The organism is Streptomyces sp. NPDC050264 (genome assembly GCF_040655895.1).
In the GTDB taxonomy this organism is placed as follows: domain Bacteria; phylum Actinomycetota; class Actinomycetes; order Streptomycetales; family Streptomycetaceae; genus Streptomyces.
On record NZ_JBFAKV010000005.1, the window covers coordinates 279,465 to 292,585 of the forward strand.

13 protein-coding genes are annotated in these 13,121 nt (G+C 70.7%); 6 read left to right on the forward strand and 7 right to left on the reverse strand.

What is annotated here, in order from left to right:
• Nucleotides 1–48 precede the first annotated feature (48 nt).
• Nucleotides 49–1,506 (forward strand): tetratricopeptide repeat protein, encoded by a 1,458-nt coding sequence (locus tag AB0J02_RS11060; protein ID WP_363193298.1) that lies wholly within the window; start codon nt 49–51, stop codon nt 1,504–1,506.
• 153 nt (nt 1,507–1,659) lie between these two features.
• On the opposite strand, the gene nthA is transcribed toward AB0J02_RS11060, so the two are convergent.
• Genes nthA through hppD form a run of 4 tightly spaced genes read right to left on the reverse strand, consistent with a single transcriptional unit; the run spans nt 1,660 to nt 3,998 of the window.
• Nucleotides 1,660–2,247, reverse strand: coding sequence for a nitrile hydratase subunit alpha (nthA, locus tag AB0J02_RS11065; RefSeq protein WP_363193299.1), 588 nt, complete (start codon nt 2,245–2,247; stop codon nt 1,660–1,662).
• Nucleotides 2,237–2,530, reverse strand: a complete 294-nt coding sequence (locus AB0J02_RS11070) for an SH3-like domain-containing protein (protein ID WP_363193300.1) — start codon at nt 2,528–2,530, stop codon at nt 2,237–2,239. Before AB0J02_RS11070 ends, nthA begins: the two co-directional genes overlap by 11 nt.
• Nucleotides 2,523–2,807 carry a hypothetical protein gene (locus AB0J02_RS11075; RefSeq protein WP_363193301.1) on the reverse strand — a complete coding sequence of 95 codons (285 nt, stop codon included), beginning with the start codon at nt 2,805–2,807 and terminating at the stop codon, nt 2,523–2,525. The genes AB0J02_RS11070 and AB0J02_RS11075 overlap by 8 nt, the downstream gene beginning before the upstream one ends.
• A gap of 33 nt (nt 2,808–2,840) precedes the next feature.
• Entirely contained in the window at nt 2,841–3,998 is a 1,158-nt protein-coding gene (hppD, locus tag AB0J02_RS11080; protein ID WP_363193302.1) for a 4-hydroxyphenylpyruvate dioxygenase, read from the reverse strand.
• Between the two features lie 157 nt (nt 3,999–4,155).
• Between hppD and AB0J02_RS11085 the strand changes: the two genes are divergently transcribed.
• Genes AB0J02_RS11085 through AB0J02_RS11105 form a run of 5 tightly spaced genes read left to right on the forward strand, consistent with a single transcriptional unit; the run spans nt 4,156 to nt 8,425 of the window.
• Nucleotides 4,156–4,626, forward strand: a complete 471-nt coding sequence (locus AB0J02_RS11085; protein WP_363193439.1) for an Lrp/AsnC family transcriptional regulator — start codon at nt 4,156–4,158, stop codon at nt 4,624–4,626.
• A 29-nt stretch (nt 4,627–4,655) separates the two neighbouring features.
• Nucleotides 4,656–5,303 carry an ABC transporter permease gene (locus AB0J02_RS11090; RefSeq protein WP_363193303.1) on the forward strand — a complete coding sequence of 216 codons (648 nt, stop codon included), beginning with the start codon at nt 4,656–4,658 and terminating at the stop codon, nt 5,301–5,303.
• Nucleotides 5,304–5,349: 46 nt separating this feature from the next.
• Nucleotides 5,350–6,600 (forward strand): betaine/proline/choline family ABC transporter ATP-binding protein, encoded by a 1,251-nt coding sequence (locus AB0J02_RS11095; RefSeq protein WP_363193440.1) that lies wholly within the window; start codon nt 5,350–5,352, stop codon nt 6,598–6,600.
• A complete protein-coding gene (locus AB0J02_RS11100) occupies nt 6,597–7,460 on the forward strand; it encodes an ABC transporter permease (protein ID WP_363193304.1) in 864 nt (287 codons plus the stop codon). Before AB0J02_RS11095 ends, AB0J02_RS11100 begins: the two co-directional genes overlap by 4 nt.
• Nucleotides 7,457–8,425, forward strand: coding sequence for a glycine betaine ABC transporter substrate-binding protein (locus AB0J02_RS11105; RefSeq protein WP_363193305.1), 969 nt, complete (start codon nt 7,457–7,459; stop codon nt 8,423–8,425). Before AB0J02_RS11100 ends, AB0J02_RS11105 begins: the two co-directional genes overlap by 4 nt.
• Before the next feature lie 27 nt (nt 8,426–8,452).
• Here AB0J02_RS11105 and AB0J02_RS11110 read toward each other — a convergent pair whose 3' ends face one another.
• The 3 genes from AB0J02_RS11110 to AB0J02_RS11120 form a co-directional block, all read right to left on the reverse strand.
• Nucleotides 8,453–9,244: a S16 family serine protease gene (locus AB0J02_RS11110; protein WP_363193306.1), complete on the reverse strand. Its 792-nt coding sequence runs from the start codon at nt 9,242–9,244 to the stop codon at nt 8,453–8,455.
• Nucleotides 9,245–9,732: 488 nt separating this feature from the next.
• Nucleotides 9,733–10,374: a helix-turn-helix domain-containing protein gene (locus AB0J02_RS11115; RefSeq protein WP_363193307.1), complete on the reverse strand. Its 642-nt coding sequence runs from the start codon at nt 10,372–10,374 to the stop codon at nt 9,733–9,735.
• A 331-nt stretch (nt 10,375–10,705) separates the two neighbouring features.
• On the reverse strand, nt 10,706–12,502 hold the full coding sequence (locus AB0J02_RS11120) for a DEAD/DEAH box helicase (RefSeq protein ID WP_363193308.1): 1,797 nt from the start codon (nt 12,500–12,502) through the stop codon (nt 10,706–10,708).
• Between the last annotated feature and the right edge of the window lie 619 nt (nt 12,503–13,121).

Consider the following 13,121-nt stretch of genomic DNA (forward strand, 5'->3'; position numbering starts at 1 on the left):
CGGGTGTGCTCTTCGTATTGACGCACAGTGTGCGTCATGGAGAACTCCATGGAATCCCCGGAAACGCCGCGCCGCCTCTCCCCCGCGCTGAAGCGCGCCGTCGTCGCGTCCGTCGCCGGGTGCGTGGTGCTCGGCGGTGTGCTCGTCCTGCTGCCGGAGGACGACGCCCCGAGGTCGTCCGCGCTGCCGGGGCCCGCCGGGCGTGCGGTGATCGCGGCCTCGGCCGGGGCGCCCGCGTCCCTGCCCGACCTGACCGCGCTGATCGGCGAGCGTGAGGCCGAGGTGCGCAGGAACCCCCGGGACGACCGGACGTGGGCGGCGCTCGGGACCGCCTACGTGGAGCGCGGTACGCGCACGGCCGACTCGGCGTTCTACCCCAGGGCCGAGCAGGCGCTGCGCAGTTCGCTGACGGTGCGGCCCCAGCGGAACGTGGAGGCGCTCGACGGGCTCGCCGCACTGGCCGCCGCGCGCGGCGACTGGCCCGGCGCCAAGAAGTGGGGCGAGGCCGCGACGAGACTCGCGCCGAACCGCTGGCCCGCGTACTCCGCGCTGATCGACGCCTATCAGGGGCTCGGCGACTACAAGGCGGCCGGTAAGGCCCTGGACAAGCTGTCCGGGCTCGCGACGGGAACGAGCGTGACGCTCAGCACCGCGACCGTGTACCGGGACCGGGGCTGGCGGGAGGACGCCGCGGCGCTGCTCACCGACGCGGCGGCCCGCGCCGGGACGCCCACCGAGCGGGCCGCGCTGCTGCAGCGCGGCGGTGAACTGGCCTGGGAGCGCGGCGAACCGGCGGACGCCCTGCGGCACTTCGAGGCGGCGAGCGCCGCGGACCCGCAGTACCCCGCGGCACTCGCCGGCCAGGGCCGGGCGTTCGCCTCCCTGGGCCGTACGACGGAGGCGCTGCAGGCGTACCAGCGGGCGCTCGCCAAACGGCCCGCACCCGAATACGCCCTGGAACTGGGCGAGTTGTACGAGTCCTTGAACCTGGGTGTCGCCGCCCGGGCCCAGTACGACGTACTGCGGGCCCGTGTCGCGGCGCAGGGCGCGCACGGGGTGGACGACGCGCTCGTGCTCGGCCGGTACGAGGCCGATCACGGGGACCCGGAAGCGGCGGTGGAGCGGCTGCGCGCGGAGTGGAAGCGGGCGCCCGGTGTCCAGGCCGCGGACGCGTTGGGCTGGGCGCTGCATCAGGCCGGCGACGACAGCGGGGCGATCGGATTGTTGCGGCGGGCCACGGACCGGCAGAAGGGCGGGTCGCTCCGCAGCGGCCTGATCATGTATCACCGTGGTGCGGTCGAGCGGGAGTTGGGTCTTTACGGTGCGGCCAGGCGGCACATCGGGGAGGCGCTGCGCATCAACCCGACGTTCTCACCTCTGCTCGCCCCGCGGGCCCGGGAGGCGGTTGCCGCGCTTGGCGAGCCGGCCGAGGGCGGGCCTGAGCAGATGTGGGCTCCCCCTCGGGCGGCTGCCGCCGCGACTCCGGTTGCGCCCAAGCGCCGTTGAGCGGTTCGCCGGTTGGCGAGTGCGGCTCTCGTCGTGGCTGGTCGCGCCCTGCGTGCGCCCCTGAGGGCCGGCGCGGGGAACCGCGCGACCAGCCCCTACCGGGCCCGCGGCCGCCCACCGCACGACGACCCGGCAGACGCGACCGCGACGCCGTCAGATCAGCGCCGTCCCGATCAACCCGTTCCGCGTGACCAACGCGGCCAGTTCCTCCTCGCCCAGGGCACCCGACCCCTCGGGTCGGCGCGGCAGCACCATGTACCGGGTCTCCGCGCTGGAGTCCCACACAGTGACCCGTACATCGCGCGGGAGGGCCACACCGAACTCGGCCAGCACCCCGCGCGGATCCCGCACCACGCGTGAGCGATACGCCTCGCTCTTGTACCAGCCGGGCGAGGGGCCGAGCAGTCGCAGCGGGTAGCAGGAGCACAGGGTGCACACGATGACGTTGTGCACGGACTCGGTGTTCTCGGCGACGCGCAGGCGCTGCTGCTGGACTCCGCCGGCGGCGAAGCCGAGTTCGCCGACGGCGGCCGCGCCGTCAGCGAGGAGCCGCGCCTTGAAGGCGGGGTCGGTCCAGGCGCGGGCCACCACCTTCGCCCCGTTCACCGGGGAGGCTCCGGCCAGGAATCCGTCGATGACCTCGTCGACGGTGTCGCCGCCGACGATGCCGCGTTCTTCCAGCAGGGTTTCCAGGAGGCGTACTCGGCGGGAGATCACCGCGTCGTCGTGGTCACCGGACATCAGTGTCGTCGGCCTTCCGCAGGTAGCTCTCCGACAGGTCGAGGACCACTTCGTGGTCGCCCTCGCCCCACAACTCCCGCGCGGCGAACCGCACCGCGTAGATCATCTCGACGGGGGCGTCGGCGCGGCCCTGCGCGCGGGCGTCGGCGAGCGGGGCCGGGCCCTCCGGCTCGACGACGACGCCGAGCTTCCCGCGGGCGTAGCGCGGCAGGCGGGTGTGGTGCGGCGGGTCGTGGCGGTAGGTGCGCACCAAGTCGCCCGGAACGTAGGCGAGTTCAGGCATCGTTCAGCGCCCCTTCCGCGATCACGCCTTTGCGTTCCAGGAGCGTACGGATCGCGTGGAACCAGCGCTCGTAGTACGAGGCCGCGAGGTAGTCGGCCGGCGGCATCGTCTCGATGGCGTCCCGGAACTCGTCGAGGTTGAAGACCTTCTTGACGAGCAGTGCGCGCTGGAGCGCGAAGACGCGGGCTTCCCAGTCCGCGTGGAAGGGTTCGGCGTCGTCGGCGGTGTCGATGACGCCGAACCCTGTCATTCCGCCTACGTCGTTCATCCTGGCCATACAGCCAGACTAGGACCTGTCCGCAAGCCCGGGTCAGAGATTTCCGCGCTTCTCCTGCTCCCGCTCGATCGCCTCGAACAGGGCCTTGAAGTTGCCCTTGCCGAAGCCCATGGAGCCATGCCGTTCGATCATCTCGAAGAAGACGGTCGGACGGTCCTGGACCGGCTTGGTGAAGATCTGCAGCAGGTAGCCGTCCTCGTCGCGGTCGACGAGGATCTTCAGCTCGCGCAGCGTCTCGACGGGGACGCGGGTCTCGCCCGCCCATTCGCCGAGCGTGTCGTAGTAGGAGTCCGGGGTGTCCAGGAACTGCACGCCGGCCGCGCGCATGGCCCGTACGGACGCGACGATGTCGTTCGTGGCGAGCGCGAGGTGCTGGACGCCGGCGCCGCCGTAGAACTCCAGGTACTCGTCGATCTGGGACTTCTTCTTGGCGACGGCGGGCTCGTTGATCGGGAACTTGACCTTCAGCGTGCCGTCCGCGACGACCTTCGACATCAGGGCGCTGTACTCGGTCGCGATGTCGTCGCCCACGAACTCCTTCATGTTCGTGAAGCCCATGACCTTGTTGTAGAACGCGACCCATTCGTTCATGCGGCCGAGTTCGACGTTGCCGACGCAGTGGTCGATGGCCTGGAAGGTGCGCTTGGCGGGCGGCTCGACGATCGGCTGCGCGGCGGCGAAGCCGGGCAGGTACGGCCCGTCGTAGCCGGAACGCTCGACAAGGGTGTGACGGGTCTTGCCGTAGGTCGCGATGGCCGCGAGGACGACGGTGCCGTGCTCGTCCTTCACCTCGTACGGCTCCTGGACGCCGCGGGCGCCGTGCTCGACGGCGTACGCGTACGCGGCGCGCGCGTCCGGCACCTCGATGGCGAGGTCGACGACGCCGTCACCGTGTTCGGCGACGTGGTCGGCCAGGAAGTGGCCCCGCTCGGTGGACGCCTTGATGACGGAGGTGAGCACGAAGCGGGCGGAGCCGTTGGTCAGGACGTACGAGGCGGTCTCACGGCTGCCGTTCTCCGGTCCTGAGTAGGCGACGAGCTTCATGCCGAAGGCGGTGGAGTAGTAGTGCGCGGCCTGTTTGGCGTTGCCCACGGCGAAGACGACCGCGTCCATCCCCTTCACCGGGAAGGGGTCGGCCTGCCGGGCGGTGTCGGGGGCTGCTGCGGCGGACGAACCTGTGGTCTGCGTCATGTCTGGAGGCTCCCCCTGTTCCACAAGGTGCGCAATAGTTCGCGTATTCGCTGGACAATCCGACCAGTGGAACGCCCGCTTCTACGGTCTTCTTGTACAGGGTGACCAGGGTTGCCAGGTGCCCGGGCGGCCGGGACGACTGTTTCTGGAGGTGCTCATGTCGATCGATCAACTGGACGGGCGGCTGATCGTGCTGCTCGCGCGCGAGCCGCGGATCGGGGTCCTGGAGATGTCGCGGCGGCTCGGGGTCGCGCGCGGCACCGTGCAGGCCCGGCTCGACCGGCTTACCTCGAACGGAGTCATCCGCGGATTCGGCCCCCAGGTGGACCCGGCGGCGCTCGGCTACCCGGTCACGGCGTTCGCGACGCTGCAGATCCGGCAGGGCCAAGGAGCCGACGTCAGGGCCCATTTGGGGCGCGTCCCCGAGGTCCTGGAACTGCACACGACGACCGGCGGCGGCGACATGCTGTGCCGGCTCGTGGCCCGCTCGAACGCCGATCTTCAACGTGTGATCGACCTGGTTGTCGGTTTTGATGGCATCGTCCGGGCTTCCACGGCGATCGTCATGGAAAATCCCGTTCCGCTGCGGATCATCCCGCTGGTGGAACAGGCGTCGGGAGATTCCTGACCCGGGGACCGGTTCGGAAGTGAGGTGCGATGAACTTCTGGGACTACCTCGGCAACCGGCACCAGCAGCTGCTCGCCGACTCGTATCAGCATGCCAGCGCCGTCTTCCAGTGCATGGTCGTCGCCACCCTCATCGGGATCGTCATCGCCGTCCTCACGTACCGCAGCGACTGGGCCGGGAACCTGGCGACCACCGCCACCTCCACGATCCTCACCATCCCCTCGCTCGCCATGATCGGTCTGCTGATCCCGGTCGTGGGGCTCGGCGTCGCGCCGACCGTGATCTCCCTGACGCTGTACGGGCTGCTGCCGATCGTGCGCAACGCCATCGTGGGTCTGCGGGGCGTCGACCCCACGCTGATCGACGCGGCGAAGGGCATCGGGATGTCGCGCGCCGCCCGGCTCTTCAAGGTGGAACTGCCGCTGGCCTGGCCGCCGATCCTGACCGGGATCCGGGTCTCCACCCAGATGCTGATGGGCATCGCCGCCATCGCCGCGTACGCCTCCGGGCCCGGCCTCGGCAACGAGATCTTCCGCGGCATCGCCTCGCTGGGCAGCGCCAACGCGCTCAACCAGGTGCTCGCGGGCACCCTCGGCATCATCGTTCTCGCCCTGCTCTTCGACGCCGCGTACGTCCTCATCGGACGGCTGACCATCCCGAGGGGGATCCGTGTCTGAGACCACCACGAGGCGCACGCCCGAGCCGGGCCCCGGGGCGGGACCCGTGCCCGTGGACCAGCGCAACACCGGCGCCACCATCGAGCTGGAGAACCTGACCAAACGCTATCCGGGCAGCAGCGACGCGGCCGTGGACAGCGTCAGCATGGAGATCAAGGCGGGCGAACTCGTCATCTTCGTGGGCCCCTCGGGCTGCGGGAAGTCGACCACCCTGAAGATGATCAACCGGCTGATCGAGCCGACCGGCGGACGCATCCGCATCGGCGGCGAGGACGTCACCGACATGGACCCGGTGAAGCTGCGCCGCAAGGTCGGCTACGCGATCCAGTCCTCCGGCCTCTTCCCGCACATGACGGTCGCGCAGAACATCGCGCTCGTACCGAAGATGGTCGGCTGGTCGAAGTCGCGGATCAAGTCGCGGGTCGAGGAGATGCTGGACCTGGTGGGGCTCGACCCCGGCGAGTTCCACGGCCGCTACCCGCGCCAGCTCTCCGGCGGCCAGCAGCAACGCGTGGGCGTGGCACGAGCGCTCGCGGCCGACCCGCCGGTGCTGCTGATGGACGAGCCGTTCGGCGCCGTCGACCCGATCACCCGCGACCACCTCCAGGACGAGCTGATCCGGCTCCAGCACGAACTGCACAAGACGATCGTCTTCGTCACGCACGACTTCGACGAGGCCATCAAGCTCGGCGACCGGATCGCGGTGCTGCGCGAGCACTCGCACATCGCGCAGTTCGACACCCCGGAAGCCATCCTCACCAACCCCGCCGACGACTTCGTGTCCGGGTTCGTGGGCGCGGGCGCGGCCCTCAAGCGGCTCAACCTCACCCGCGTACGCGACGTCGAGGTCACCGACTATCCGACGGTGGGCGTCGACGACCCGCTGCAGGACATCTTCAACAAGCTGCGGGCGGCCGGGACCAACGAACTCCTGCTGCTCGACCGGCGCGGCCGCCCCTACAAGTGGCTGCGGCGCGGCGACCTGATGCGCGCCAAGGGCTCGCTGGCCCGCGCCGGCACCCTGGTCCACGACACCGTCACCTGGGACGCGACGCTGCGCGACGCGCTCGAAGCGGTCCTCACCGACAACGCGGGCCGGGTCGCGGTGACCGGCCGGCGCGGCGAGTACGAGGGCGTCGTCGACATGGAGACGCTGATGAACTCCGTGCACGAACTCCTGGAGGCCGACCGGCTCGAAGCGGTCGAGCACCAGCACGAGCTGGAGGAGCACCGGGCCCAGCAGACGCAATCGGAGCAGGAGGGCGCAGGGACCGGCGACGGAGGGGCGAAGGCGTGAGCACTCCCCTGAAGCAGGGCGACGGGCGCCCCGAGGGCGAGCACGAGGTCAAGGGCCTCGCGTTCCGCGACGAGGGCGAGGGCGAACAGGAGGCGCCGCCGCCGTCCGCGGCGCGGCAGGCCCGCCGCATCACATGGCAGAAGGCGACGTTCCTGCCGGTCGTGCTGGTGGCGGTGCTGCTGGCCACCTGGCTCTGGTTCCGGGGCGCCGACCTCGATTCGATCTCCGAGAACGCGATCTCCGGCGGGCAGGTGTGGAAGGCGCTGCGCCAGCACATCACCCTGACGGTGATCTCCACGTTCTTCGTGCTGATCATCGCGATCCCGCTGGGGATCCTGCTGACCCGCAAGACGTTCCGCAAGGCGACACCGTTCGCGCTGACGCTCGCCAACATGGGTCAGGCGACGCCCGCGATCGGCCTCCTCGCCCTGCTCGTCATCTGGCTCGGCATCGGCCAGAAGACCGCCCTGATCGGCATCATCATCTACGCGATCCTGCCGGTGCTCTCCAACACGATCGCGGGACTGAAGGCGAACGACCCGACGCTCCTGGAGGCCGCGCGCGGCATCGGCATGTCACCCATGGGCGTACTCACCAAGGTCGAACTCCCGCTGGCCGTCCCGCTGATCCTCGCCGGGGTGCGCACCGCGCTCGTCCTCAACGTCGGCACCGCGACCCTCGCCACGTTCGGCGGCGGCGGCGGACTCGGCGTCCTGATCACCACCGGGATCACCAACCAGCGCATGCCGGTCCTGATGCTCGGCTCGATCCTGACCATCGCGCTCGCCCTGCTCGTCGACTGGCTGGCCTCACTGGCCGAACTCCTGTTGCGGCCGCGCGGGCTGGAGGTGCGCACATGAGGTACCGGACGCGGATGGCAGCGGCGGCGGCGAGCGGTCTGGCGCTGCTCGCCGGCTGCGGGCTCACCAGCGGCAGCCCCCTGGTCGACGACGTACGGCCCGGCTCGATCGGCAAGGGCGAGCCGCTCGCGGGCGCGAGCATCACCGTCACGTCGAAGGAGTTCACCGAGCAGCTGATCCTCGGCGCGATGATGGGCATCGCGTTCAAGGCGGCCGGCGCGGACGTCCTGGACCGGACCGGCATCCAGGGTTCCGTCGGCGCCCGCGAGGCCATCAAGTCCGGTGACGCGGACGCCATGTACGAGTACACGGGCACGGCCTGGATCACCTACCTCGGCAACTCCGAGCCGATCCCCGACCCGCAGAAGCAGTGGCAGGCGGTGCACGACGCCGACCTCGAGAACGGCATCACCTGGCTGCCGCCGTCCGCGCTCAACAACACGTACGCACTCGCCATGAACGCGGCCAACTTCAAGAAGTACGGCACCAAGACGCTCTCCGAGGTCGCCGCACTGGCCAAGTCGGACCCGAAGGCCGTCACGCTGTGCGTGGAGAGCGAGTTCGCCAACCGGGCGGACGGGCTGCCCGGCATGGAGAAGGCGTACGGGATGAGGATCCCCGCCGGGAACATCACGCAGATGGACAGCGGCATCATCTACACGCAGGCCGCCAAGGGCAGTTGCACGTTCGGCGAGGTGTACACGACCGACGGCCGCATCAAGGCGATGAACCTCCAGGTGATGGCGGACGACCGGCACTTCTTCCCGAACTACAACGCGGCGCCCGAGATCAACACCAAGTCGCTGAAGAAGTACCCGAAGATGGCCGAGGTCCTGGACCCCATCACCAAGAAGCTCAACAACACCGTCGCGCAGGAACTCAACGCCAAGGTGGACGTCGACGGGCAGGACCCGCACGACGTGGCGAAGGACTGGCTGGTGCGGCAGGGCTTCGTCAAGGAGTGACCGGGCGGGCCCGGCCTGTGGTGGGGCTCAGCAGGAGGGTACGGAGCCGGAGTCCTTCTCCAGGTCCGTCAGAGCGGTGACCGCGCCCCTCAGCGTGCTCACCGGGATCAGCCGCATCGACTTAGGCGCCGACGCCTTCGCGTCCGCGCACTCCGCCTTCGGTACGAGGAAGACCGTGGCGCCGTCCCGGTCGGCGGCCTGCACCTTCAGCGAGACCCCGCCGACGGCGCCCACCTTGCCGTTGTCGTCGATGGTGCCGGTGCCCGCGATCGACTTGCCGCCGGTCAGCTCGCCGCCGCTGCCGTCGCCGTCCAGCATGTCGACGATGCCCAGCGAGAAGAGCAGGCCCGCGCTGGGTCCGCCGACGTCACCGAGCTGCAGGGTGACCCTGACCTTGCCGGAGTCGTCCCCCAGGTAGGACAGCGCGGCCTCGGTCGCCGCGTCCTGGGAGCCCTTCATCTCCTTCTTGTTGTGCGCCTCGATCTCCTTGGTGGAGTTCCCCGCCGGATAGACGGAGTCCCGCGGCATGATCGCCCGGTTCTCCGCGAACCAGCCGTCGAGCACGTCGCCGAGGTGCACGGAGGCGTCGGGTCCGGTCGCCACGATGGTCACCGCGCGGAGCGCTCCGCTGGTGTCCCGGGTCGGGGCCCCGGTGATCTCGATGACGGCCTTGCCGTCGTCATCACCGAGCACGTTCGTCGTGGGCCCTGGCTGCGCCACCGAGAACGGCAGCGGGGCGAACCCCGCCACCGCGAGCAACGCGACGACGGGCAGCGCGCAGAGGGCGAGGGCAGCGGGGCGGCTGAGGCGGTTGAGCACGGGCCCTAATCTAACGCGGCCGGGGTTCCTCGCGCGGGGCGCCTTCTCGCCTGCCGAGTGCGGGGCCGCCGGCGGGTGCCGGTCTCGTCGTGGCTGGTCGCGCCCACGCGGCGGAGCCGCACCTGTCACAGCCCCGCGCCCCTGGAGCGCGGGGAACTGCGCGATCGGCCCCCACCGGGCCCGCGGGCACCCACGAAACCGCACCCGCTACGGCGCGCCGTACGGATCCCGCCGCGCAGAAGTGAAGCGGCGCAGCACGTCCGGCAGCGGGGCGACGCCGATTCCGGGGCCCGTGGGTACCGGGAGGCGGCGGCCGCCGCGTCCTGGCGCCTGGTCGGTCTCCGTGTGTCCAGGACACCGCTCTCCCCGCCCCCTGCACCGGCGGTCGCCCCGATGATGCCGAGCGCGGCGGCAGGAGGGGTGAGTGCATCCGCCAGAAAGAAGCGCCGCGCTTTGGCGTGTTGGCCAAAGCGCGGCGTCTCGGCGGGTCAGCGCAGCGCGTCGGCGACCTCACGCGCGGCATCCATCACCCGGGGCCCGACCCGCTCCGGCACGGCGTCGGCCAGCATCACGACCCCGACGCTCCCCTCCAGCCCGCTCACCCCGAGCAGGGGCGCCGCGGCGCCGCTCGCACCGGCCTCCAGTTCGCCGTGCGTGAGGGTGTAACCGGGTTCGGGCAGCAGGCCCCGCCGGGAGGCGAGGATCGCGCGGCCCGCGGCGCCCTTGTCCAGCGGATGCCGGAACCCGGTCCGGTACGCCACGTGGTAGTCGGTCCAGGTCGGTTCGACGACGGCCACGGCCAGCGCCTCCGACCCGTCGACCAGCGTCAGGTGCGCCGTCGCGCCTATGTCCTCGGCCAGCGAGCGCAGCGCCGGCAGCGCTGCCTCGCGCACCAGCGGATGGACCTGGCGGCCCAGGCGCAGCACGCCGAGGCCGACACGGGCGCGGCCGCCCAGGTCGCGGCGGACGAGGGCGTGCTGCTCCAGGGTGGCGAGCAGACGGTAGACGACAGTGCGGTTGACGCCGAGTTTGTTGGACAGTTCGGTCACGGTCAGCCCGTGGTCGGTGTCGGCGAGCAGTTTGAGGACGCGCAGTCCCCGGTCGAGCGTCTGGGAGGTCTCCGCGGTCACGACGCCCACTCCTTAGTGGTGAGGGTCGGCGGTCTCCTACGCGGCGGTTGTCGCCGCCTGTCCCTTGGGCGACGCGCGTCAGAGCCGCCGGTCGGTGATCAGGCGCTGGGCTGCATACAGCTGCATACAGCTGCATTCGGCTGTCTTCGTGCGTACCGGCTGCGCTCCGCGGCGGCTCTGCCACGGGGCGTGTGCGTTGCCGGGAATGTAGCGAGGTCGTCCCGCTGAGCGGAAGACTCCGTCCAGAATCCGGTCAGTCCGTGGCCTGAGTTATAGGTGATTGCCCGCACTTGGTACCCATGTCACTTCATGCGGGCTGCCACCACTGCCCTCACTTCATGCGGGTCGCCCACTCCTGGACCTTCGCGATGCGCTGCCGCAACTGCCCGCCGGTCGCCTCGGCGCTCGGCGGCCCGCCGCAGACCCGCCGCAGCTCGGTGTGGATCACACCGTGCGGCTTTCCGCTCTGGTGGACGTACGCGCCGACAAGGGTGTTGAGCTGCTTGCGGAGCTCCATCATCTCCTTGTGGGAGACGACGGGCCGCCGGTCGGCGGGCAGTTCCAGCAGATCGGCCTCGGTGTCCGGCTTCTTCTTGCTGTGCGCGATCTGCCGGGCCTGCCGCTTCTGGAGGAGCAGCTGCACCTGGTCGGGTTCGAGGAGCCCGGGGATACCCAGGTAGTCCTGCTCCTCCTCGCTGCCGGGGTGCGCCTGCATGCCGAACTCGGCACCGTCGTACAGCACCCGGTCGAAGACGGCCTCGGACTCCAGCGCCTCGAAGGAGAACTGCTCCTGCTCGCCGGTGTCCTCGTCCTCCTGCTTGTTCGCCTCGTCCATCTCCTTCTCGGACTCGGCGTAGGGGTCCTCCTCCCCTTCCTTCTTCGGCTTGTCGAGTACGTGGTCGCGCTCGACCTCCATCTCGTTGGCGAAGCCGAGCAGGTCGGGGACGGTGGGCAGGAAGACGGACGCGGTCTCGCCACGGCGCCGGGACCGCACGAAACGGCCGACGGCCTGCGCGAAGAACAGCGGCGTCGAGATGGTCGTGGCATAGACCCCGACGGCGAGTCGCGGCACGTCGACGCCTTCGGACACCATCCGCACGGCGACCATCCACCGGTCCTCGCTCGCCGCGAAGTCGTCGATCCGCTTCGAGGCGCCGGTGTCGTCGGAGAGCACGACCGTCGCCTTGCTGCCGGTGATCTCCCGGATCAGCTTCGCGTACGCGCGCGCCGAGTCCTGGTCGGTGGCGATGACGAGCGCCCCGGCGTCCGGGATGCCCTTCCTGACCTCGGTGAGCCGGGCGTCCGCGGCGCGCAGCACGCTCGGCATCCACTCACCGCGCGGGTCGAGGGCGGTGCGCCAGGCCTGGCTGATGGCGTCCTTGGTCATCGGTTCGCCGAGCCGCGCGGCGATCTCGTCACCGGCCTTGGTGCGCCAGCGCATGTTGCCGCTGTAGGAGAGGAAGATGACGGGCCGCACGACACCGTCGCCGAGCGCGCTCCCGTATCCGTACGTGTAGTCGGCCGAGGACCGCCGAATGCCGTCCCTCCCCTCCTCGTACTGCACGAAGGGGATCGGGTTGGTGTCGGAACGGAACGGCGTACCGGTCAGCGCGAGACGGCGCGTGGCCGGCTCGAACGCCTCCAGGCACGCCTCGCCCCACGACTTGCTGTCACCGGCGTGGTGGATCTCGTCAAGGATGACGAGGGTCTTGCGCTGCTCGCTCCGGTTCCGGTGCAGCATGGGCCGCACACCGACACCCGCGTACGTCACGGCGACGCCCTGGTACTCCTTGCTGAGCGGGCCCGCGCTGTACTCCGGATCGAGCTTGATCCCTATCCGCGCGGCGGCCTCGGCCCACTGCTTCTTCAGGTGCTCGGTCGGCGCGACCACCGTCACCTGCTGCACGACATGGTGATGCAGCAGCCACGACGCGAGGGTCAGCGCGAACGTCGTCTTGCCGGCCCCCGGGGTGGCGACAGCGAGAAAGTCGCGCGGCTGCTCCTGGATGTACCTCTCCATCGCCCCCTCCTGCCAGGCACGCAGCTTGTTGGCGGTACCCCAGGGGGCACGGCCGGGAAACGCGGGCGAGAGGTGGTGGGACGAGGAGTTGGTGGCGGTGGTAGTCACGGTCTCCGATAACTCAAGGCTGGACGGCACGGCTACGTATGACAACCGGGCCACCCTACCGGTGCCGCAGTTGACGAACCCGGCGGACGAGGCCGGGCGGGCGGCGGGTGGGACGCGCGTCACAGATCAACGTCACGGATCAACTGGTGGGGGGTTACGGGGAGTCGTGGGGGGGGCGAGTGCGTAGTGGGGGGGCGGGGCGGGTGTGGGGTGCGGGTCGCTCACCGGGGCGCGGGCGTGGGTTCGGCGCCAGGTGTATTGATCATGAGCGTTGTCAACGCTCATGATCAATACACCTGGGTCGCGGGTACCCCATCGGGCTCTGGGGCGCGGGGCCGCTGAGCATTTACCGGGACGGGGGAGGCGGGACGCGGGGACGCGGGGACGCGGGACGCGGGGACGCGGGACGCGGCAGGCGGGACGCGGCAGGCGGGACGCGGCAGGCGGGACGCGGCAGGCAGCAGGCAGGCGGGCCACGGGACGCGGGACGCACCGGTCTCCAGGGCATGCGGGCGCCGGGCGCCGGACCCTCACCGGGCCACAGGGCATGCGGGCGCCGGGCGCCGGACCCTCACCGGGCCACAGGACATGCGGGCGCCGGGCACCGGACCCTCACCGG

Bases quoted from the DNA above. Each gene is read 5' to 3' on its own strand.
- AB0J02_RS11075 (WP_363193301.1), bottom strand. From the start codon at position 2,807: ATGGCCAGGATGAACGACGTAGGCGGAATGACAGGGTTCGGCGTCATC.
- nthA (WP_363193299.1), bottom strand. From the start codon at position 2,247: ATGTCCGGTGACCACGACGACGCGGTGATCTCCCGCCGAGTACGCCTC.
- AB0J02_RS11060 (WP_363193298.1), top strand. From the start codon at position 49: ATGGAATCCCCGGAAACGCCGCGCCGCCTCTCCCCCGCGCTGAAGCGC.
- hppD (WP_363193302.1), bottom strand. From the start codon at position 3,998: ATGACGCAGACCACAGGTTCGTCCGCCGCAGCAGCCCCCGACACCGCC.
- AB0J02_RS11090 (WP_363193303.1), top strand. From the start codon at position 4,656: ATGAACTTCTGGGACTACCTCGGCAACCGGCACCAGCAGCTGCTCGCC.
- AB0J02_RS11085 (WP_363193439.1), top strand. From the start codon at position 4,156: ATGTCGATCGATCAACTGGACGGGCGGCTGATCGTGCTGCTCGCGCGC.
- AB0J02_RS11105 (WP_363193305.1), top strand. From the start codon at position 7,457: ATGAGGTACCGGACGCGGATGGCAGCGGCGGCGGCGAGCGGTCTGGCG.
- AB0J02_RS11070 (WP_363193300.1), bottom strand. From the start codon at position 2,530: ATGCCTGAACTCGCCTACGTTCCGGGCGACTTGGTGCGCACCTACCGC.